Source organism: Streptomyces sp. NBC_00669, from assembly GCF_036226785.1.
GTDB lineage: Bacteria > Actinomycetota > Actinomycetes > Streptomycetales > Streptomycetaceae > Actinacidiphila.
In genome coordinates, this window is sequence record NZ_CP109018.1 from 9113059 (window position 1) to 9137091 (window position 24033).

Consider the following 24033-nt stretch of genomic DNA (forward strand, 5'->3'; position numbering starts at 1 on the left):
CGCGTGATGCCACCGCGACCGGCGCGGCACGGCGCGCCCTGCGCGCATGCCCGCCCACACTTCTGGAGGTACCCCCATGTCCCGTCGCGACCAAGACGGCCTTCCCCTGACCGCGGCGCAGCGGGAGATCTGGCTCGCCGAACAGAGCTCCCGGACGCCGATCCCGGGCTACCGCGTCGGCGAGTGCCTGGAGGTCCACGGGCCGGTCGATCCGCAGCTGTTCGACGCCGCGCTGCGCCGGGTGGTCGACGAGGTCGACGCCCTGCACGTGACCTTCGTCGACGACGGTGACGGCCCGCACCAGATCCCGCGCGCCACCTGGGACTGGACGCCCACCCACCTCGACCTCGGTGCGGAGCCGGACCCGCGGGCGGCGGCCATGGAATGGATGGAGCGCGACCTGGCCCGTCCGTTGGACCTCGCCGCCGATCCGCTGTTCGGCCACGCACTGATCCGGCTGTCGCCCACCGAGTTCCTCTGGTACCTGAACTACCACCACCTGGTGCTGGACGCGATCAGCAGCTCCATGGTCCGGCAGCGGGTCGGCGAGGTCTACTCGGCACTCGCCGAGGGCGCCGCCGTGCCGCCCTGCCCGTTCGGCTCGCTGCGGGACCTGGTGGAAAGCGACACCGCCTACCGCTCGTCCGCCGACTTCACCGCCGACCGCTCCTACTGGACCGGACGGTTCGCCGATCTGCCCGCCCCGACCCGGCTCACCGACACCACCGCGACGGACCCGCACCAGGCCCTGCGCCTGGCCGGAGAGCGGGAACTGCGCCGCCCCGAGGCGCTGCGGGCGGCGGCGGCCCGGGCCGGTGTCCGCTGGTCCCGGGTGGTGGTCGCGGCGACCGCGCTCTACGCCCACCGTCTCAGCGGCGCACAGGACGTGGTGCTCGCCCTTCCCGTCACCGCCCGTCGGGGCTCCGACCGCGACCTGCTGTCAGTACCCGGCACCATGTCCAACGTGGTCCCCCTGCGGCTGACCGTGCGACCGGACATGCCGTGGGGCGAACTCGTCGCCCAGGCGGCACGGGAGGTCGACTCGGCCGTCGCGCACGAGCGCTACCGCAGCGAGGACCTGCTGCGCGACCTCGGCGCGCCCGGCAGCATCGGCACGGCGTTCCCGCTGATCGTCAACATCATGGCCTTCAACGCCAGGCCGAGCTTTGCCGGGCACCCCGCGTCAGTTCACCACTTCGTGTCGGGATCGACCACCGACCTGGCCGTCTGGGTCTTCGACTACCGCGACGGCAATCCCCCGCTGCTCAGGCTGCACGGCGCGCCGCAGGCGTACGGCGACGACGACCTCGCCGCGCACCAGCAGCGGCTGCTCGCCCTGCTCGACGCCGTCGCGGACTGCGACCCGGACGAGGCGGTCGGCAGGATCGATCTGCTCACCGCGCGGGAGCACGGTGCGCTGGCGGCGCTGGGGACCGGGCCGGTGGCGCGGGTTCCGGCTGTGAGCCTGCCGGAGTTGTTCCGGGAGCGTGTCGCGGCGGCTTCGGGCCGGGTCGCGTTGGTGTGTGGTGATGTGTCGTTGACGTATGCGGAGTTGGATGCGCGGGCGAATCGGTTGGCGCATGCGTTGATGGCGCGGGGTGCGGGGCCGGAGCGGTTGGTGGCGGTGGTGTTGCCGAGGTCGGCGGAGTTGGTGGTGGCGATCTTGGCGGTGGTGAAGTCGGGTGCGGCGTATGTGCCGGTGGACCCGGAGTATCCGGCGGCTCGGGTGGCGTATCTGCTGGAGGATGCGCGGCCGGTTGTGGTGGTGACCGATGTGCGGAGCGGGGGGCGGTTGCCGGAGGGCGGTGCCGATCGGCTGGTGCTTGACGATCCTGCGACGGCTGCTTCGGTGGCGGGTTGTCCGGCGGTCGATCCGGGGGTGACTGTCGATCCTCGCCACCCGGTGTACGTGATCCACACTTCCGGTTCCACCGGCAGGCCCAAGGGCGTCGTGGTCACCCACGGCGGCCTGCTCAACCTGCTCACCGACCACCGGCTGGTGCGGTTCGCGCCGCTGCTGGAGGACCGGCAGCGGCTGCGGGTGGCCCTGACCACCTCGGTGTCGTTCGACGCCTCCTGGAACCAACTCTCGGCCCTCTTCGCGGGTCACGAGCTGCACGTCCTGGACCACGCGACCCGGACCGACCCGGAAGCCCTGGTCGACTACACGGCGAGCCGAGGGCTGGACTATGTGGAGGCCACTCCCTCCTATCTTCAAGTCCTCCTCGCCCATGGACTGCTGGACGATCCGCTGCGTCGTCCGGCACTGGTCGCGGCGGGTGGGGAGGCCGTTCCGGAGCAGGTGTGGGAGCGGTTGCGGGCGGCCGGTGGGGGCTCCTGCCTCAACTTCTACGGACCGTCCGAATGCACCGTCAACTCGGTGGTCGCGGACGTGGCCGCGAGTCCACGTCCGGTGATCGGCCGGCCCGTCACCAACGCCCGGTTGTACGTGCTCGATGCCGCGTTGCGGCCGTTGCCGGCGGGTGTGGCGGGTGAGTTGTACATCTCGGGTGCGGGGCTGGCGCGTGGCTACCTGGACCGGCCGGGTCTGACCGCGGGGCGGTTCGTGGCGGACCCGTTCGGCCCGGACGGGTCGCGGATGTACCGCACCGGTGACCTGGTGCGGTGGAACGCGGAGGGGAACCTGGAGTTCCTGGGCCGTACCGACGACCAGGTCAAGGTCCGCGGGTTCCGGATCGAACCCGGCGAGATCGAGGCGGCGCTCGCCGAACACCCACAGGTCGCACGGGCCGTCGTCACGGTACGCACCGACGAGGAAACCCGGTTGGTCGCCTACGTCCTCCCCGACGCGGGGCAGACCGTCCGAGCGGACGCGCTGCGGGACCGGCTGCGGGAGCGGCTGCCCGCGTACATGGTGCCGTCGGCGTTCGTGGTGCTGGACGAGCTGCCCCTGACCCCGAACGGCAAGCTCGACCGGCGCGCTCTCCCGGCGCCCGGACAGCAGCCCGCCGCATCGGGCCGCGCACCGCGCACCGCGGTCGAGCACCTGCTCTGCGGGCTGTTCGCCGAGGTGCTGGGGGTCGCCGAGGTCGGGCCGGACGACAGCTTCTTCGACCTCGGCGGGCACTCCCTGCTCGCCACCCGGCTGGTCGCCCGGGCCCGGTCCGTGCTCGGCGTGGAGCTGAGACTGCGCGACCTGTTCGACGCGCCGACGGTGGCGGAACTGGCGGCCGCGGTGGATGTCGCGGGCCGGGCGCGCCCGGCGCTGGGGCGGCGCGAGCGCCCCGCGGTGGTCCCGCTGTCCTTCGCGCAGCGGCGGCTGTGGTTCCTGCACCGGCTGGAGGGGCCGAGCGCCACCTACAACATCCCGCTGACCCTGCGGCTGTCCGGAAGCCTGGACCAGCGTGCCCTGGAAGCCGCACTGGCGGACGTGGTCGAGCGGCACGAGAGCCTGCGTACCGTCTTCCCGGTGGTCGACGGCGTGCCGTACCAACGGGTGCTCGGCCTCGACGCCGCACGGCCGCGGCTGCGGGTGACCGAGGTCGGCGAGCACGACCTGCCGGACCGGCTGGCGGAGGCCGCGCGGTACGGCTTCGAGCTCTCCGAGGAGCCGCCGCTGCGCGCCGAACTGTTCCGGCTCGGCACGGACGAGCACGTGCTGCTGCTGGTGGTGCACCACATCGCCGGCGACGGCTGGTCGACCGGACCTCTCGCACGGCACCTGACGACCGCCTACGCCGCCCGGAGCGAGGGCGCGAAGCCGCAGTGGCCGCCGCTGCCGGTCCAGTACGCCGACTACGCGCTCTGGCAGCAGGAGCTGCTGGGTGACGGCGCCGACCCGGACAGCCTGCTCAACGGCCAACTCGCCTACTGGCGCGAACAGCTGGCGGACCTGCCCGAGCAGGTCGAGCTGCCCTTCGACCGACCCCGGCCGGCGGCGATGTCCTACCAGGGCGCCCACCTGCCGCTGCGGATCGACGCCGAGCTGCACCGGGGCCTGCGCGCGCTCGCCCGTGACGGCGGAGCCAGCCTCTTCATGGTGCTCCAGGCCGGCCTGGCCGCTCTGCTGGGCAAACTCGGGGCCGGCACCGACGTTCCGATCGGTACCCCGGTCGCGGGACGCACCGACGAGGCCCTGGACGACCTGGTCGGCTTCTTCGTCAACACCCTGGTGCTGCGCACCGACCTGTCCGGCGACCCGTCGTTCACCGAACTGCTGGGCCGGGTGCGCTCCGGCGCGCTGGCCGGGTACGCGCACCAGGACGTGCCGTTCGAGCACCTCGTGGAGGCGCTGAACCCGACCCGGACGCTGGCGCACCACCCGCTGTTCCAGACCCTGCTCACGCTGCAGAACGCGCCGTCCGGCACCTTCGACCTGCCGCGGCTGCGGGTGGCGACCGACCTGGTCCCCACCGGGACGGCCAAATGCGACCTGACCTTCGTCCTGGCCGAACAGCCCGGCGAGGACGGGCTGTCGGGCGTCGTGGAGTACAGCACCGACCTGTTCGACGCGGCCACCGTCAGCGGGATCGTCGAGCGGTGGCTGCGGTTGCTGCGCGCCGTCGTCGCCGCCCCCGGCCGACGGATCGGACAGGTGGACGTGCTGTCCGCCGACGAGCTCCGGGCGCTGCTGCCGGCCGGCGCCGACCAGGGCGACGAGCGGCCGGAGTCCGGCCTGCCCGCGCTGTTCGAGCAGCAGGTCCGGGCGAACCCGGCCGCGGTCGCCCTCACGGACGGCGAAGTCACTCTCACGTACGGCCAGTTGAACGCCCGCGCCAACCAGCTGGCGCATGCCCTGGCCGACCGGGGGGTGGGGCCTGAGCAGTTGGTGGCCCTGGCCCTGCCGCGCTCGGCGGAGTTGGTCGTGGCGGTGCTCGCGGTGCTCAAGGCCGGCGCCGCGTACGTACCGGTCGACCCCCAGTACCCGGCCGCCCGGATCGCCTACCTGCTCCAGGACACCCGACCCGCGCTGCTCGTGACGACCAGCCGGATCGGAGAGCTTCCGGGGGCGGACCAGGTGGACCGGCTGCTGCTGGACGCCGCGGACCTGGACCGGCTGCCGGACACGGACCTCGGGGTCCCCCTCGACCCGAGCCACGCCGCCTACGTCATCCACACCTCCGGTTCCACCGGCAACCCCAAGGGCGTGGTGGTCCCGCACCGCAACGTGGTGCGCCTGTTCGGCACCACCCGGGAGCTGTTCGACTTCTCCGCCGAGGACGTGTGGACCCTCTTCCACTCCTACGCCTTCGACTTCTCGGTGTGGGAGCTGTGGGGCCCGCTGCTGCACGGCGGCCGGCTGGTGGTCGTGGACCACGAGACCAGCCGCTCGCCCGGCCGGTTCCTGGACCTGCTCGCCCGCGAGCGGGTGACGGTGCTCAACCAGACACCGTCCGCCTTCTACCAGCTGATGGAAGCGGACGCGGAGGCTCCGGAGACCGGCAGCCGGCTCGCCCTGCGCACGGTGGTGTTCGGCGGCGAGGCGTTGGAGCACAGCCGGCTGGCCGGCTGGTACCGCAGGCACCCGCAGGACGCGCCGCGGCTGGTCAACATGTACGGCATCACCGAGACCACGGTGCACGTCACGTACGCGGCGCTCGACCGGTCCGGCACCACCGCCGGCCAGGTCGGCGCGGCTCTCCCGGACCTGCGCGCGTACGTGCTCGACAGCGGCCTGCGGCCGGTGGCCCCGGGCGTGCCGGGCGAGCTGTACGTCGCGGGAGCGGGCCTGGCGCGCGGCTACCTCAACCGGCCCGGCCTGACCGCCGGCCGGTTCGTGGCGGACCCGTTCGGAGCGCCGGGGTCGCGCATGTACCGCAGCGGCGACGTGGTGCGCCGCGCGGCTGACGGCAGCCTGCGCTACGTCGGCAGGGCGGACCAGCAGGTCAAGGTGCGCGGCTTCCGGATCGAACTCGGCGAGGTCGAGGCGGCGCTGGCCGGGTACCCCGGCATCGCCCAGGTCGCCGTCCTGGCCCGGCAGGACCGCGCCGACGACACCCGGCTGACCGCGTACCTGGTGCCGGCCGCGGGCGCCGCACCGAGGTCCGCGGACCTGCGGGAGCACCTGCGCGAGCGGTTGCCGGAGTACATGGTGCCGTCGGCGTTCGTCGTGCTGGACGCGCTGCCGCTGACCGTCAACGGCAAGCTGGACCACCGGGCCCTGCCGGCACCCGACCTCGCCCCGGCGGCCGCATCCCGCGCGCCGCGCAGCCCGCAGGAGCAGATCCTCTGCGAGCTGTTCGCGGAGGTCCTGGGGGTGGCGTCGGCCGGCGTCGAGGACGGGTTCTTCGACCTGGGCGGGCATTCGCTGCTGGCCACCCGTCTGGCCGCCCGCATCCGCGCGACGCTCGGCGTGGAAATGCCGCTGCGCACGCTGTTCGAGGCGCCGACCCCGGAGGGTCTGGCCGCCGCCCTGGTGGCGGCCGGGCCGGCGCAGGTCGCCCTGGCCCGGCGCGAGCGCCCCGCGGTGGTCCCGCTGTCGTTCGCGCAGCGGCGGCTGTGGTTCCTGCACCAGCTGGAGGGAGCCGGCGCGAACTACCACATCTCCCTGGCCTGGCGGCTGTCCGGGGACCTGGACCGACCGGCCCTGGCGGCCGCCGTCGCGGACGTGGTGGCCCGGCACGAGAGCCTGCGCACCGTCTTCCCGGCGGTGGACGGCGTGCCGTACCAGCGGGTGCTGGACACCGAGGCAGCCCGCCCGCGACTGCCCGTGCACCGGACCACCGAGGCCGGGCTGCCGGCCGCCATGGCGGAAGCGAAGGACCGCCCGTTCGACCTGGCGGTCGACGTGCCGCTGCGGGGCGAGCTGTTCGAACTGGCGCCGGACGAGCACGTCTTCCAGGTGGTGCTCCACCACATCGCGGGTGACGGCTGGTCGCTGGGCCCGCTCGCGCGGGACCTGACCGCCGCCTACGCGGCGCGCCGCCGCGGCGAAGAGCCGCAGTGGGAGGAACTGCCGGTCCAGTACGCCGACTACACCCTGTGGCAGCACGAACTGCTCGGCGACTCAGCCGATCCGGACAGCTTGTTCGCCGGCCAGGCGGACTACTGGACGAAGGCACTGGCCGGTCTGCCGGAACGGGTCCAGCTGCCCACCACCCGGCCCCGTCCGCCGGTCGCCTCGCACCGTGGCGGCTCCGTGCGCGCCGGGCTGGACGCCGAGCTGCACCGCGGTCTGCGCGAGCTCGCCCGCGCGCACGGGACCAGCCTGTTCATGGTGCTCCAGGCAGGGCTGGCGGCGTTGCTGAGCAAGCTCGGCGCGGGAGACGACATCCCGGTCGGCAGCCCGGTCGCCGGTCGGACCGACCAGGCGCAGGACGAGCTGGTCGGCTACTTCGTCAACACCCTGGTGTTCCGTACCGACACCTCGGGCGATCCGACGTTCGCCGAGCTGCTGGACCGGGTCCGGGACACCGCGCTGGCCGGCTACGCCCACCAGGACCTTCCGTTCGAGTACCTGGTCGAGGTCCTGAATCCGGCCCGGTCGCTGGCGCACCACCCGCTGTTCCAGGTCATGCTGGTGCTGCAGAACGCACCCCGGGCCGACTTCGCGCCGGCCGGGCTGCGGGTCGGCGAGATGCCGCCCACGTCGACCACCGCCAAGCTCGACCTGATCTTCACCATGTCCGAGCGGTACGCGGAGGACGGCTCTCCGGAGGGGATCGACGGGTCCGTCGAGTACGCCCTCGACCTGTACGATCCGGCCGCCGTCGAGGCGATGATCGGGCGGTGGGAGCGGTTGCTCCGCGCCGCGGTCGCCGACCCGGGGCAGCGGGCCAGCCGGATCGACCTGCTCACCGACGAGGAGCACCGCCGGCTTGACGCCCTCGGCACCGGGCCGGTGGCGCGGGTTCCGGCTGTGAGCCTGCCAAAGTTGTTCCGGGAGCGTGTCGCGGCGGCTTCGGGCCGGGTCGCGTTGGTGTGTGGTGATGTGTCGTTGACGTATGCGGAGTTGGATGCGCGGGCGAATCGGTTGGCGCATGCGTTGATGGCGCGGGGTGCGGGGCCGGAGCGGTTGGTGGCGGTGGCGTTGCCGAGGTCGGCGGAGTTGGTGGTGGCGATCTTGGCGGTGGTGAAGTCGGGTGCGGCGTATGTGCCGGTGGACCCGGAGTATCCGGCGGCTCGGGTGGCGTATCTGCTGGATGACGCGCGGCCGGTGGTGGTGGTGACCGACGCGGGTACCGGGGGGCGGTTGCCGGAGGGCGGTGCCGATCAGTTGGTGCTTGACGATCCTGCGACGGCTGCTTCGGTGGCGGGTTGTCCGGCGGTCGATCCGGGGGTGGCTGTCGATCCTCGCCACCCGGTGTACGTGATCCACACCTCCGGTTCCACCGGCAGGCCCAAGGGTGTCGTGGTCACCCACGGCGGCCTGGCCAACCTGTTCGCCAACCAGAGTGCGCTGGTCTTCCGGACGGGGGAGCGGCTGCGGGTCGGGTTGACCACGTCCGTGTCGTTCGACGCCTCCTGCGACCAGCTCCTCGCCCTCTTCGCGGGTCACGAGCTGCACGTCCTGGACGAGGCGACCTGGGCCGACCCGGACGCGTACCTCGAGTACGCCGCACGCGCAGGGCTGGACTATGTGGAAGCCACTCCCTCCTATCTTCAAGTCCTCCTCGCCCATGGGCTGCTGGACGATCCGCTGCGCCGTCCGGCACTGGTCGCGGCGGGTGGGGAGGCCGTTCCGGAGCAGGTGTGGGAGCGGCTGCGGGCGGCCGGTGGGGGCTCCTGCCTCAACTTCTACGGACCGTCCGAATGCACCGTCAACTCGGTGGTCGCGGACGTGGCCGCGAGTCCGCGCCCGGTGATCGGCCGGCCCGTCACCAATGCCCGGTTGTACGTGCTCGATGCCGCGTTGCGGCCGTTGCCGGCGGGCGTGGCGGGTGAGCTGTACATCTCGGGTGCGGGGCTGGCGCGGGGGTATCTGGACCGGCCGGGTCTGACCGCGGGGCGGTTCGTGGCGGACCCGTTCGGTCCGGACGGGTCGCGGATGTACCGCACGGGTGACCTGGTGCGGTGGAACGCGGAGGGGGACCTGGAGTTCCTGGGCCGTACCGACGACCAGGTCAAGGTCCGCGGGTTCCGGATCGAACCCGGCGAGATCGAGGCGGCGCTCGCCGAACACCCGCAGGTCGCGCGGGCCGCCGTGATCGTCCGGCAGGATCGGCCGCAGGACCCCCGTCTGGTCGCGTACCTGCAGCCCGCCACCGGGGCGGAACTCCGGACGGAGGACCTGCGGGCGCACCTGCGCGAGCGGCTGCCGGACTACATGGTGCCGGCCGCGTTCGTCTCTCTCGACACCCTGCCGCTGAACACCAGCGGCAAACTGGACCGGCGCGCCCTGCCCGCGCCCGAGTCCACCGCGACGCGGGCCGGCCGGGCACCGCACACTCCTCAGGAACACGTGTTAGCAGGGCTGTTCGCCGAGGTGCTGGGCCTGCCGCAGGTCGGTGTCGACGAGGACTTCTTCGACCTCGGCGGGCACTCCCTGCTCGCCACCCGGCTGGTCGCCCGGGCCCGGTCGACCCTCGGGGTCGAACTGGAGCTGCGCGCGCTGTTCCGCACCCCGACGGTGGCCGGGCTGGCCGCCGGGCTGGGCGGCGCCGACCGGGCCCGGCTCGCCCTGGGGCGGGCGGAGCGGCCCGAGACGGTCCCGCTGTCGTCCGCGCAGCGGCGGCTGTGGTTCCTGCGCCAGTTGGAGGGCGCCGCATCGGTCTACAACATGCCGCTCGCGTGGCGGCTCTCGGGACCACTGGACCCGGCCGCCCTGGAAGCCGCGCTGGGCGACCTCGTCGACCGGCACGAAACCCTGCGGACGGTCTTCCCGGCCGTTGACGGCGTGCCCCGCCAGCAGGTGCTGGCCGCCGGTCAGGCGCGCCCGGGGCTGTCGGTCACCCCGGCCGACGAGAAGTCCCTGCCGCGACTGCTGACGTCGGCCGCGGCGCGCGGATTCGATCTGGCGGCCGAACCGCCGCTGCGCGCCGAGGTGTTCGAGGTCTCGGCGGACGAGCACGTGCTGCTCCTGGTGATGCACCACATCGCCGGTGACGGCTGGTCGCTGGGCCCGCTGGCCGCTGACCTGGCCACCGCTTACGCGGCGCGCCACCTGGGCGGGGAGCCGCAGTGGGCGCCCCTGCCGGTGCAGTACGCCGACTACACGCTGTGGCAGCGCGAGCTGCTCGGTGACGCCGCCGACCCGCGGAGCCGGTTCGCCGAGCAACTCGGCTACTGGAAGCGGCAGCTGGCCGACCTGCCGGAGCAGATCCGGCTCCCCGCCGACCGCCACCGCCCCGCGACCCCCTCTCACTCCGGCGGCCACCTGGCGATCGAGCTGGACGCCGAACTGCACGCCGGGCTCGTCCGGCTGGGCCGCGAGCACGGCGCCAGCGTGTACATGGTGCTGCAGGCCGCCCTGGCGTCGCTGCTGGACAAGCTGGGTGCGGGAGACGACATCCCGGTCGGCAGCCTGATCGCCGGCCGGACCGACCAGGCGCTGGACGACCTGGTCGGGTTCTTCGTCAACACCCTGGTGCTCCGCACGGACACCAGCGGCGACCCGTCCTTCGCCGAACTGCTGGTCCGGGTCCGGGAGGGCGCCCTCGGCGCGTACGCGCACCAGGACCTGCCCTTCGAGCACGTCGTCGAGGCCCTCAACCCGGCCCGGTCACCGGCCCATCAGCCGCTGTTCCAGGTGCTGCTCGCGCTGCAGAACGTGCCCCGCACCGAGTTCGCGCTGAGCGGTCTGGCCGCCGAGGTGGTCCTGGTGCGGACACCGACGGCCATGTTCGACCTGGGCTTCCACCTGCTGGAGCGCGGCGGCACGGGCGGCCCGGCCGAGGGCATCGTCGGACGGGTCGAGTACAGCACCGACCTGTTCGATGCCGCCACGGTGGAGGCGCTGGTCGCCCGGTGGCTGCGGCTGCTGGCGGCGGTGGTCGCCGATCCGGAGCGTCCGCTGAGCCGGATCGACGTCCTCACCGCCGAGGAGCGGCACGAGCTGCTGGTCGTTCGCAACGACACCGCCGGCCCGGCCCCTGACACCACCCTGCCCGCGCTGTTCGAGGCGCGGGTCCGGGCGACCCCCGAGGCCCCGGCGCTGCTGTTCGAGGACACCGCGCTGACCTACCGCGAGCTGAACCGCCGGGCCAACCGCCTGGCCCACGCGCTCATCGCCCGTGGCGTGGGCACGGAGCGGATCGTCGCCCTGCGGCTGCCGCGCTCGGCCGAGCTGGTGGTCGCCGTCCTCGCGGTGCTCAAGACGGGCGCGGCGTACCTGCCCGTCGACCCGGACTACCCGGCCGCGCGCATCGCGCACATGCTTCAGGACGCACGCCCGGCCGTGGTGCTCGACGACCTCGCGGCCGTCACACCGGCCGGGGAGCTGCCGGAGCACGATCCGGCCGTTCCGGTGGACACCCGGCACCCGGCCTACGCCATCTACACCTCCGGTTCCACTGGCCGGCCCAAGGCCGTGGTGATGCCCGCCGCCGGGCTGCTGAACCTGCTGGCGTGGCACCACCGGACCGTCGGTGGCGGACCCGGCACGCGCACCGCCCAGTTCACCGCGATCAGCTTCGACGTCTCGGTGCAGGAGATGCTGTCCGCGCTGCTGTACGGCAAGACCCTGGTGGTGCCGACCGAGGAACAGCGCCGCAGCGCCGAACTGTTCGCCCGCTGGCTCGACCGCCACCGGGTCGAGGAGCTGTTCGCGCCGAACCTGGTGGTCGAGGCGCTGGCCGAAGCCGCCGAGGAGGCCGGGCTCGACCTGCCGCACCTGCGGCTGGTCGCGCAGGCCGGAGAGGCGATGCGGCTGGGCGCTGCCGTGCGCCGCTTCCAGGCCGGCCGGCCGGGGCGGGTGCTGCACAACCACTACGGGCCTGCCGAAACCCATGTGATCACCGCCTACGCGCTGCCGGCCGACCCCGCCGACTGCCCGCTGCCGGTGCCGATCGGCCGTCCGATCGCGAACTGCCGCGCCTACGTGCTGGATTCGGCACTGCGACCGGTGGCCCCCGGCGTGCTGGGCGAGCTGTACCTGGCCGGCGCGGGTCTGGCCCGCGGTTACCTGAACCGGCCCGGGCTGAGCGCCGGGCGCTTCGTCGCTGACCCGTACGGCCTCGTCGGCACCCGGATGTACCGTACCGGCGACCTGGTGCGCTGGCGTGCCGACGGTGAGCTGGAGTTCGCCGGCCGGAGCGACCACCAGATCAAGGTCCGAGGATTCCGGATCGAACCGGGCGAGGTCGAGGCCGAGCTGACCGCGCACCCGGGCGTCGCCCAGGTCGCGGTGCTCGCCCGGGAGGACCGGATCGTCGCCTACGTCGTCCCCTCGGACGGGGCCGGGGCGACCGCCGCGACGCTCGGGGCGCACCTGCGCGATCGGGTGCCGGAGTACATGGTGCCGTCCGCGTTCGTGCTGCTGGACGCGCTGCCGTTGACGCCGAACGGGAAGCTGGACCGGGCGGCGCTGCCCGCGCCGGAGCCGGGTACGACCGTCGCCGGCCGGGCGCCGCGCACACCGCAGGAGCAGATCCTCTGCGAGCTGTTCGCCGAGGTGCTGGGCCTCGCCCGGGTCGGTGTCGACGAGGACTTCTTCGAGCTGGGCGGTCACTCGCTGCTCGCCACCCGGCTGGTCTCACGGGTCCGGGCCACCCTCGGGGTCGAACTGGAGCTGCGCGTCCTGTTCCGGACTCCGACGCCTGCCGGACTGGCGGCCGCGCTGCATCACGCCGGCACCGCGCGGCAGGCCCTGGTGCCACGGCCCCGCCGCGAACCGATGCCGCTGTCGTTCGCCCAGCGCCGGCTCTGGTTCCTCCAGCAGTTCGGGGCGCCGAGCGCCACCTACCACTTGCCGCTGGCGCTGCGGCTGTCCGGCGACCTCGACCGGGACGCACTGAGCGCCGCGCTCGTGGACATGGTGGCCCGGCACGAGACCCTGCGCACGGTCTTCCCGCACACCGCCGGAATCCCGCACCAGCGGGTGCTGGACACCGCCGAGGTCGCCGTTCCGCTGAGCGTGCGCCCGGCCGGCGAGGCGGAGCTGCCCGCCCTGCTGCGCGAGGCGGCGGTGCGCGACTTCGACCTGACCTCGGAAGTACCCCTGCGGGCGGAGCTGTTCGCGGTCGCGCCGGACGAGCACGTGCTGCTGCTGGTCATGCACCACATCGTCGGGGACGGCTGGTCCATGGGCCCGCTGGCCCGTGACCTGGCCGCCGCGTACACCACCCGGCAGGGCGGCGGGGCACCCGCGTGGCCACCGCTCCCGGTGACGTACGGCGACTACACCCTGTGGCAGCACGAGATCCTGGGTGACGAGCAGGACCCCGACAGCGTGTTCGCCCGCCAGGTCGCCTACTGGACGCGGGCGCTGGCCGGGTTGCCCGAGCAGCTGCGACTGCCCGCCGACCGGCCGCGCCCGGCCGCCATGTCGTACCGCGGCGACGTGCTGGAACTCCGGCTCGACCGGGAACTGCACGTGGCGCTGGTGGAGTTGGCGCGCAGTACCGGGTCGAGTCTGTTCATGGTGCTGCAGGCGGCGTTGGCGGCTTTGTACACGCGGTTGGGTGCGGGTACGGACATCGCGATCGGGAGTCCGATCGCGGGTCGTACGGACGAGGCGCTGGACGATCTGGTGGGGTTCTTCGTCAACACGCTGGTGCTGCGTACGGACACGAGTGGTGATCCGAGTTTCGTCGAGTTGCTGGGCCGGGTGCGGGAGACGGCGCTGTCGGCGTACGCGCACCAGGACGTGCCGTTCGAGCACCTGGTGGAGGCGCTGAACCCGTCCCGCTCGCTGTCCCACCACCCGCTGTTCCAGACCGGTCTGGTCGTGCAGAACGCGCCCGGTGGCGACTTCGAACTGCCGGGGCTCCAGGTCTCCGGGGTCGCGGTGCCCACCGGGACCGCGCGGCTCGACCTGACCTTCGGGTTCGCGGAGGAGTACGGGCCCGAAGGGGCGCCGGCCGGAATCGGGGGTGGGGTCGAGTACAGCACCGACCTGTTCGACCGCTCGACGGTCGAGGCCCTGGCCGCCCGGTGGATCAGGCTGCTGACCGCGGTCGCCGCCGCACCCGACCGGCCGATCGGCGGGATCGACCTGCTGTCCGCCGAGGAACGCAGCGAGCTGCTGCCCGCCGTCGGGGACGCAGCGGCCGGGGCGAGCCTGCCCGAGCTGTTCGCGGCGCGGGTGGCGGCGGTGCCGGACGCGGTGGCGGTTGTCTGTGGGGGGACGGAGTTGACGTATCGTCAGCTCGATGTGCGGGCGAACCGGTTCGCCCATGCGCTGATCGCTCGGGGTGTGGGTCCGGAGCAGGTGGTGGCGGTGGCTTTGCTGCGGTCGGTGGAGTCGGTGGTGGCGGTTTTGGGTGTGTTGAAGGCCGGAGCGGCGTATCTGCCGGTGGACCCGGGGTATCCGCGGTCGCGGATCGCGTTCATGGTGGAGGACGCGCGTCCGGCGGTGGTGGTCGACGACGTTGCCATGGTGGTGGAGTGCTCCGACCGGCCGGAGACCGATCCGCGGGTGGTGCTCGATGTGCGGCACCCGGCCTACGTGATCTACACCTCGGGCTCGACCGGCCGCCCCAAGGGCGTCGTCGTGAGCCACGCCGGCGTGGCGGGCCTGGTCGCCGAGCAGGCGGACCGGCTCGGTGTGGCGCCGGGCAGCAGGGTGCTCCAGTTCGCCTCGCCCAGCTTCGACGCGTCCTTCTGGGACCTCTGCGGCGCGCTGCTCACCGGCGCCGCCCTCGTCCTGGCCCCCGCCGAGGCGCCGCTGGAGGCCCTGACCGACCGCCGGTTCTCCGTCACCCACGTGACGCTGCCGCCCTCGGCCCTGGCCGCGCTGGACGGCGCCGAGCTCACGGCGACCACCCTGGTGGTGGCCGGTGAGGCGTGCGCGCCGGAGCTGGTGGAGCGGTGGGCGCCCGGGCGCCGGATGATCAACGCGTACGGCCCGACCGAGACCACGGTGTGCGCGACCATGAGCGACCCGCTCTCGCCGGGGACGGGCGTTGTGCCGCCGATCGGGCGACCGGTCGCGGGTTTCCGGGTGTACGTCCTGGACGAGCGGCTGCGCATCGTACCGCCGGGCGTGGAAGGGGAGTTGTACGTCGCCGGGCCGGGTCTGGCCCGCGGTTACCTGAACCGGCCGGACCTGACCGCGAGCAGGTTCGTCGCCGACCCGTACGGCCTGGCCGGCACGCGGATGTACCGCACCGGCGACCTGGTGCGAAGGCGCGCCGACGGTGAGCTGGAGTACGTCGGCCGAGCCGACCAGCAGGTGAAGGTCCGCGGCTTCCGCGTCGAACCCGGCGAGGTCGAGGCCGCGCTCACTGAGCACCCCGCCGTCGCGCAGGCCGCCGTCGCGGCCAGGGACGACCGGCTCGTCGGCTACGTGGCGACCCGCCCCGACCAGGCCGTCCGCCCCGCGCAACTGGCGGCGCACCTGCGCGAGCGACTGCCGGACTACCTGGTGCCGGCCGTCTTCATGGTGCTGGACGCGCTGCCGTTGACGCCCAACGGGAAGCTGGACCGGGCGGCGCTGCCCGCTCCCGAAGCCGCTGCCGCGGGCAGCGGTCGGGCGCCGCGCACGCCGCAGGAGCAGATCCTCGCCGAGCTGTTCGCCGAAGTGCTCGACGTGCCGCGGGTCTCGGTCGACGACGACTTCTTCGGCCTGGGCGGCCACTCCCTGCTCGCCACCCGACTGGCCGCCAGGGTGCGCTCGGTGCTCGGCGTGGAACTCGGCCTGCGCGCACTCTTCCAAGCACCCACCGTGGCCGGCCTCGCCGAGGCGCTGGCCGAAGCCGGCCGCGCCCGTCCGGCGCTGACCGCGTACGAGCGGCCCCAGGCGGTTCCGCTGTCCTTCGCCCAGCGCCGGCTCTGGTTCCTGCACAGCATGGACGCCGCCGCCGCGACCTACCACATCCCGCTGGCGCTGCGGCTGTCCGGCGACCTCGACCGGACCGCGCTGGACCAGGCGCTGGCCGACGTGGTGGCCCGGCACGAGAGCCTGCGGACGGTGTTCCCGGAGATCGCCGGCGTTCCCTGCCAGCGCGTGCTGGACCCGGCCGCGGTCCGCCTCCGGGCCCGGCCGACCGAGGTGACGCGGGACGAACTGCCGCAGCAGCTGGCCGGGAGCGCCCGGCAGCCGTTCGACCTGGCGACGGAACCGCCGCTGCGGGCCGCGCTGTTCGCGGTCGCCCCGGACGAGCACGTGCTGCTGCTGGTCATGCACCACATCGCCGCTGACGGCTGGTCCACCGGCCCGCTGGCCCGCGACCTGGCCGAGGCGTACGCGGCCCGCTGCGAGGGCCGGACGGCGAACAGGCCGGCCCTGCCGGTGCAGTACGCCGACTACACGCTGTGGCAGCGCGAGCTGCTCGGTGACGCCGCCGACCCGCGGAGCCGCTTCGCCGAGCAACTCGACTACTGGAAGCGGCAGCTGGCCGACCTGCCGGAACTGCTCCAACTGCCCGCCGACCGGCCCCGCCCGGCTGTCGCCGGCCGGCACGGGGACCATGTCGCCCTGGAGCTCGACCGGGAACTGCACGTGGCGCTGGTGGAGTTGGCGCGCAGTACCGGGTCGAGTCTGTTCATGGTGCTGCAGGCGGCGTTGGCGGCTTTGTACACGCGGTTGGGTGCGGGTACGGACATCGCGATCGGGAGTCCGATCGCGGGGCGTACGGACGAGGCGCTGGACGATCTGGTGGGGTTCTTCGTCAACACGCTGGTGCTGCGTACGGACACGAGTGGTGATCCGAGTTTCGTCGAGTTGCTGGGCCGGGTGCGGGAGACGGCGCTGTCGGCGTACGCGCACCAGGACGTGCCGTTCGAGCACCTGGTGGAGGCGCTGAACCCGTCCCGCTCGCTGTCCCACCACCCGCTGTTCCAGACCATCCTTGCCGTGCAGAACGCGCCGATGGGACGGTTCTCGCTGCCGGGCCTCGATGTCGCCACCTACGCGGTCGCGACCGGAACCGCCAAGTTCGACCTCGGCGTGAGCATGGCCGAACAGTTCGGTCCTGACGGGAGCCCGGCCGGAATCGCCGGAACGGTCGAGTACGCCACGGACCTGTTCGACCGCTCGACGATCGCCGCCCTGGTCCGGCGCTGGACGCTCCTGCTGAAGGCCGTCACCGCCGACCCGGAGCGGCCGATCGGCGTGATCGACATCCTCGACGCCGACGAGAGGCACCGGCTGCTGGAGCGGGACAACGCGACCACCACGGACGTGGGCGCCGTCCCGGTGCCGCGGGCCTTCGCCGCGCGGGTGGCGGCGGTGCCGGATGCGGTGGCGGTTGTCTGTGGGGGGACGGAGTTGACGTATCGTCAGCTCGATGTGCGGGCGAACCGGTTCGCCCATGCGCTGATCGGTCGGGGGGTGGGTCCGGAGCAGGTGGTGGCGGTGGCTCTGCCGCGGTCGGTGGAGTCGGTGGTGGCGGTTCTGGGTGTGTTGAAGGCCGGAGCGGCGTATCTGCCGGTGGACCCGGCGTATCCGCGGTCGCGGATCGCGTTCATGGTGGAGGACGCGCGTCCGGCGGTGGTGGTCGACGACGTTGCCATGGTGGTGGAGTGCTCCGATCAGCCGGAGAGCGATCCGCGGGTGGTGCTCGATGTGCGGCACCCGGCCTACGTGATCTACACCTCGGGCTCGACCGGCCGCCCCAAGGGCGTCGTGGTGAGCCACGCGGGTGTGGCGAGCCTGGTCGCCGGACAGATCGAGCGCTTCGCGGTCGAACCCGACAGCAGGGTGCTCCAGTTCGCCTCGCCCAGCTTCGACGCCTCGGTGTCGGAGATCTGCACCGCCCTGCTGCGCGGCGCCACCCTGGTGCTGCCCCCCGCGGCCGATCCGCTCGCCGCGCTGACCGACCCGCGCCTCGACATCACCCACGTGACGGTCCCCCCGTCCGTGCTCGCCGCCCTGCCGGACGGCTCAGTGACCGTGTCGACGCTGGTGGTGGCGGGTGAGGCGTGCCCGCCGGAGCTGGTGGAGCGCTGGGCGCCCGGGCGCCGGATGATCAACGCGTACGGCCCCACCGAGACCACGGTGTGCGCGACCATGAGCGACCCGCTCTCGCCGGGGACGGGCGTTGTGCCGCCGATCGGGCGACCGATCGCCAACACCCGCGTGTACGTCCTGGACGACCGGTTGCAGCCGGTGCCGCAGGGCGTGACGGGGGAGCTGTACGTCGCGGGCGCGGGCCTGGCCCGCGGCTACCTGAACCGGCCGGACCTGACCGCGAGCAGGTTCGTCGCCGACCCGTACGGCCTCGCCGGCACGCGGATGTACCGCACCGGCGACCTGGTACGACGGCTGGGCGACGGTCAACTGCAGTACGTCGGCCGAGCCGACCAGCAGGTGAAGGTCCGCGGCTTCCGCGTCGAGCCCGGCGAGGTCGAGGCCGCGCTCACTGAGCACCCCGCCGTCGCCCAGGCCGCCGTCCTCGCCGAGGACCACCGGCTCGTCGGCTACGTCGTCCCGCGCCAGGACACCGCCCGGGACAGCGGGCTGGAAGCGGACCACGTGGAGGAGTGGCAGGACATCTACGACGCCCTGCCCATCGCCCCCGGCGAAGCGGCCTTCGGAGACAACTTCGTCGGCTGGAACAGCAGTTACGACGCCAGCCCGATTCCGGTGGAGCAGATGCGCGAGTGGCGGGACGCCACCGTGGCCCGCATCCTGGCCCTGCGTCCGCGCCGGGTACTGGAGGTCGGGGTCGGAGCCGGCCTGCTGCTCTCGCAGATCGCGCCCCACTGCGACAGCTACTGGGCGACCGACTTCTCCGCCACCGCGATCGACGCCCTGGCCGCCCAGGTGGCGGGGGAGGAGCGGCTGGCCGGGCGCGTGGTGCTGCAGACCCGTCCGGCGCACGACACCGACGGACTGCCGGCCGGGGAGTTCGACACCGTCGTGATCAACTCGGTGGTGCAGTACTTCCCGTCCGCCGACTACCTGGCGGACGTGATCGCCAAGCTGATGCGCCTGCTCGCCCCCGGCGGCGCACTCTTCATCGGCGACGTCCGCAACCTGCGGCTGCTGCGCCCGCTGGCCACTGCCGTCCAACTGCACCGGGCCGGCGACGGCGCCGACCGCGCGGCCGTGCGCCGCGCGGTGGAGCAGGCCGTCAGGGTGGAGAAGGAACTCCTGGTCGACCCGGACTTCTTCACCGTCCTGCGCGAGCACGGCACGGACATCGGCGCGGTGACCGTGGAGGTCAAGCGGGGCCGCCACCACAACGAACTGACCCGTTACCGCTACGAGGTGACGCTGCACAAACCGCCGCTCGCCCCGCGGCCCCCGAGCCGGTCCGTCGAGCTGGCGTGGGGGCGGCAGGTCACCGGGCCCGCCGGGCTGCGCGAGCTGCTCGCCGAGCCGCCCGCCGAGGTGGTGCGGATCACCGGGGTCCCGAACCGGCGCGTGGTACGGGAGGCAGCCCTGGCCCGGGCGGTGCAGGACGGGAACGAGCCGCTCCCGCAACTGCTGGAGCGGTTGCACGCCCCGGAAGAGAGCGACCTCCCCGACCCGGAGGACTTCCACGCCCTCGGGCGGGAGTTCGGCCGCGTGGTGGCCGTCACCTGGTCGGCCACCGCGGACGACGCCGTGGACGTGGTCCTCGCCGACCCGCGGACGCTCCACGGCTCCCCGGTCGAGCCGTACCGGTCGGCCGCGGCCACCGGCCGGGCGTTGTCGTCGCTGACCAACCGCCCCATCGGCGGCCGCGGCACCGGCGCCCTCCTCGGCGAACTCCGCGACTGGCTGCGCGGGCGGCTGCCCGACTACCTGGTCCCGTCGGCGTTCGTGGCGCTGGACGCGCTGCCGCTGACCGCCAGCGGCAAGCTCGACCGCAGCGCACTGCCCGCCCCCGACCTCGGCCGGGCCGCGGGCGGGCGGGCTCCGCGCACCCCGCAGGAGCAGCTCCTCGCCGAGCTGTTCGCCGAGGTGCTCGGGCTGGCGCAGGTCGGGGTCGAGGACAGCTTCTTCGACCTCGGCGGGCACTCGCTGCTGGCGACGCGCCTGGCCTCCCGGGTCCGGGCGACCCTCGGCGCGGAGCTGGAGGTCCGCACCCTGTTCGAAACCCCGACGGTGGCGGGACTGGCGGCCCGCCTGGACGGTTCCGGAAGGGCGCGGCCCGCGCTGACCGCCCGGCTGCGCCCGGAGCACGTGGAGCTGTCCTTCGCCCAGCGCCGCCTGTGGTTCCTGCACCGGATGGACGGTCCGAGCGCCACCTACAACATGCCGCTCGCGCTGAGCCTGACCGGCGACCTCGACCGGTCGGCCCTGCACGCCGCACTCGCGGACGTGGTCGCCCGGCACGAGAGCCTGCGGACGGTCTTCCGCGAGACGGGCGGCGTCCCGTACCAGGTCGTGCTGGACACCGCGCAGGCGCAACCGGCGCTGCCGGTGGTCGAACTCGACGCGAGCCGGCTGGCCGGGCAGCTCGCGGACGCGGCCCGGCGCGGCTTCGACCTGGCCGAGCAGCCGCCGATCCGGGCCGAGCTGTTCGCGCTCGCCCCCGACCGGCACGTGCTGCTGGTCGTGGTGCACCACATCGCCGCCGACGGCTGGTCGATGGGGCCGCTGTCCGCCGACCTCGCCGCGGCCTACGCGGCGCGCTGCCGGGGCGAGCAGCCGCAGTGGTCCCCGCTGCCGGTGCAGTACGCCGACTACGCCGGCTGGCAGCGCGACCTGCTCGGCGACGCCGCCGACCCGGACAGCCTCTTCGCCCGGCAACTGGCCTACTGGAAGGAGGAGCTGGCGGGCATCCCGCAGCAGGTGCAGCTGCCCGCCGACCGGCCCCGCCCGGCGGTCGCCTCCCAGCGCGGCGAGCGGGTCGTGGTCCGGCTGGACCCCGAACTGCACCAGGCGCTGCGGGAGCTGGCCACCGCACGCGGCGCCAGCATGTTCATGGTGCTGCAGGCCGGACTCGCCGCGCTGCTCACCCGGCTCGGCGCCGGTACGGACATCCCGATCGGCAGCCCCATCGCCGGCCGGACCGACCAGGCGCTCGACGACCTCGTCGGCTTCTTCGTCAACACCCTGGTGCTGCGCACCGACACCGGCGGCGACCCCGGCTTCGCCGAACTGCTCGGCCGGGTCCGGCACAAGGCGCTGGCCGCCTACGACCACCAGGACGTGCCCTTCGAGTACCTGGTCGAGGTCGCCAACCCGGTGCGCTCACTGGCCCACCACCCGCTCTTCCAGGTCATGCTGGCCCTGCAGAACGCCCCGCTCGGCGAGTTCGCGCTGCCGGGGCTGGAGACCGGCCACCTGGAGGCGCCCACCGGGACCGCGCGGGTCGACCTGACGTTCAGCCTCGCCGAGCAGTTCCGCCCGGACGGCGCCGCGGACGGACTGGTCGGCGCGGTGGAGTACGCCACCGACCTGTTCGACGCGTCCACCGTGGAACTGCTCTTCGAGCGCTGGGCCCGCCTGCTGCGCGCGGCGGCCGCCGACCCGGACCTGCCGATCGGCCGGATCGACCTCATGTCGGACGCGGAACGCCACCGGCTGCTGCACGGGTTCAACGACACGGCCGCGGAGCTGCCGTCGGCCTCGGTGCCTGAGCTGTTCGCCCGCCAGGTGCGGGCCACCCCGGACGCGGTCGCGGTCGTGGCGGGCGGCACCGAACTGACCTACGCGGAACTCGACCTGCGGGCCGACCGCCTGGCGGCGGCGCTGATCCGCCAGGGCGTGCGGCCGGAGACGCCGGTCGCGGTCATGATGGACCGCTCGGCGGAGCTGGTCGTGGCGATCCTGGCGGTCATCAAGGCGGGCGGCGCCTACCTGCCGCTGGACTCGCGCTTCCCCTCCTCCCGGATCGACCTGATCATGCGGGAGAGCGGAGCCGCCCTGGTGCTCACCCCGGAGGTGCTCGCCGCACTGGCGCAGTCCGCGGCCGCCGACCCGTCCGACGTCGAAGTCCGCTGCGCGCCGCAGCAGTTGGCGTACATCATGTACACCTCCGGCTCGACCGGACGGCCGAAGGGCGTGGCCGTCACCCACCGGGACGTGGTGGGCCTCGCGCTGACCCCCGAGTGGCGCGGCGGCGGACACGAGCGGGTGCTGATGCACTCCCCGACGGCCTTCGACCTCTCGACCTACGAGCTGTGGGTGCCGCTGCTCAACGGCGGCCGGATCGTGGTCGCGCCGCCCGAGCAACTCGACCTCGACCTCCTTCAGCACACGATCACCACGCACGGGGTGACCGGACTGTGGCTGACCGCCGGACTGTTCCGGCTGGTCGCCGAGGAGCGACCGGGCCTGCTCGCCGGGGTCCGCGAGGTGTGGACCGGCGGCGACGTGGTCTCCCCGGCCGCCGCCGCACGGGTGCTCGCGGCGTGCCCCGGCATCGAGGTGGTCAACGGCTACGGGCCCACCGAGGCCACCACGCTGGCCGCCTGCCATGCGGTGCGCGGCCTCCCCGAGAACGCGTCGAGCGTGCCGATCGGCGCGCCGATGGCGAACATGCGCGCCTACGTGCTCGACGACCGGCTGCGGCCGGTGCCGACGGGCATGGTCGGTGAGCTGTACCTCGCGGGGACGGGCGTGGCCCGCGGCTACTTCGGCCGACCCGGCCTGACGGCGGAGCGCTTCACCGCCGACCCGTACGGGCCGGCCGGGAGCCGGATGTACCGCACCGGCGACCTCGCCTGGTGGCTCCCCGACGGGACGCTGGAGTTCGCCGGACGCGTCGACCACCAGGTCAAGCTGCGCGGTCTGCGGATCGAGCCCGGAGAGATCGAGGCGGTCCTGGCCGGCTGCCCGGGCGTCGCCCAGGCGGCCGTGGTCGCCCGTGAGGACCGGCCGGGGGACAAACGGCTGGTCGCCTACCTGGTGCCCGTGCCCGAGGGCGCACCCGAGACGGCCGAGCTGGCCGGCCGGCTGCGCCGCGAACTGCCCGACTACATGGTGCCGGCGGCGTTCGTCACCGTGGACGCGCTGCCGCTGACCGCCAACGGCAAGCTCGACCGGGCCGCCCTGCCGGCCCCCGACTACGGGGCACGGGACGCCGGACGCGGCCCCCGGACCCCGCAGGAACAGCTGCTGTGCGGCCTGTTCGCCGAGGTTCTCGGCCGGGAGCAGGTGAGCATCGACGACGGCTTCTTCGACCTGGGCGGGCACTCGCTGCTGGCCGCCCGGCTGGCCTCCCGCGTCCGCGAGACCCTCGGACTGGAGCTGGGGCTGCGCATGCTGTTCGAGGCGCCCACCGTGGCCGGGCTCACCGAGCGCCTGGCCATGAACGATCCGGCCGACGCGCTGGACGTCCTGCTGCCACTGCGCTCGACCGGGACGGCCACACCGCTGTTCTGCGTCCACCCCGGCGGCGGGATCAGCTGGTCGTACAGCGGGCTGCTGAACCACCTCGGCCCGCAACACCCGGTCTACGCTCTCCAGGCGCGCGGCCTCGGCCGGCCCGAACCGCTGCCGAGGTCCTACGAGGAGATGGCCGCCGACTACGCCGACCAGGTCCAGAAGATCCAGCCGGAGGGCCCCTACCTGCTGCTCGGCTGGTCCGCCGGCGGGCTGATCGCCCACGCGCTGTCCTGCGAACTGCAGGCGCGCGGCGAGCGGACCGCGCTGCTGGCGATCCTCGACGCCTACCCGGTGAAGGACGTGCGGTTCGAGGACGAACCGGTGCCCACCGTGCGGGACGTACTCGTCGGGGTGCTCGACGTGGACCCGGACGAGCTGGGCGACCGGGAGATCACCTACGCCGAGGTCGCCGAGGTACTGAACCGGCGGGGCAGCGCGCTGGCCGGCCTGAACGAGCGGCAGGTCGAGGTGATCGTCCAGATCATGATCAACAACGCGAAGCTGTCGGTCGACTTCGTCCCCGGCCGTTACGACGGAGACCTGCTGCTGTTCAACTCCACCATCGACCGGGGCCACGACGGCGCCGGGCCCGAGGTCTGGCGCCCGTACGTCGCGGGCCGGATCGAATCGCACGAGATCACCACCCGGCACGACCAGATGACCAAAGCGGGCTCGCTGGCCCAGATCGGCCCGATCCTGGCCGCCAGGATCGCCGACACCACCGGTGACGCCCGTGACACCACCCTTTCCCACCAGGAGGACTGACC

The 24033-nt window shown here is 73.6% G+C and carries 1 protein-coding gene; it reads left to right on the forward strand.

Annotation, left to right across the window (positions count from 1 at the left end):
- Positions 1–76: 76 nt before the first annotated feature.
- Complete coding sequence (locus OG896_RS38185) at positions 77–24031, forward strand: non-ribosomal peptide synthase/polyketide synthase (protein ID WP_329372864.1); 23955 nt, start codon at positions 77–79, stop codon at positions 24029–24031.
- The last annotated feature ends 2 nt before the right edge of the window (positions 24032–24033 follow it).

Excerpts from the sequence above, each read along its gene's own strand:
- OG896_RS38185 (WP_329372864.1), top strand. The coding sequence starts at position 77 with ATGTCCCGTCGCGACCAAGACGGCCTTCCCCTGACCGCGGCGCAGCGG.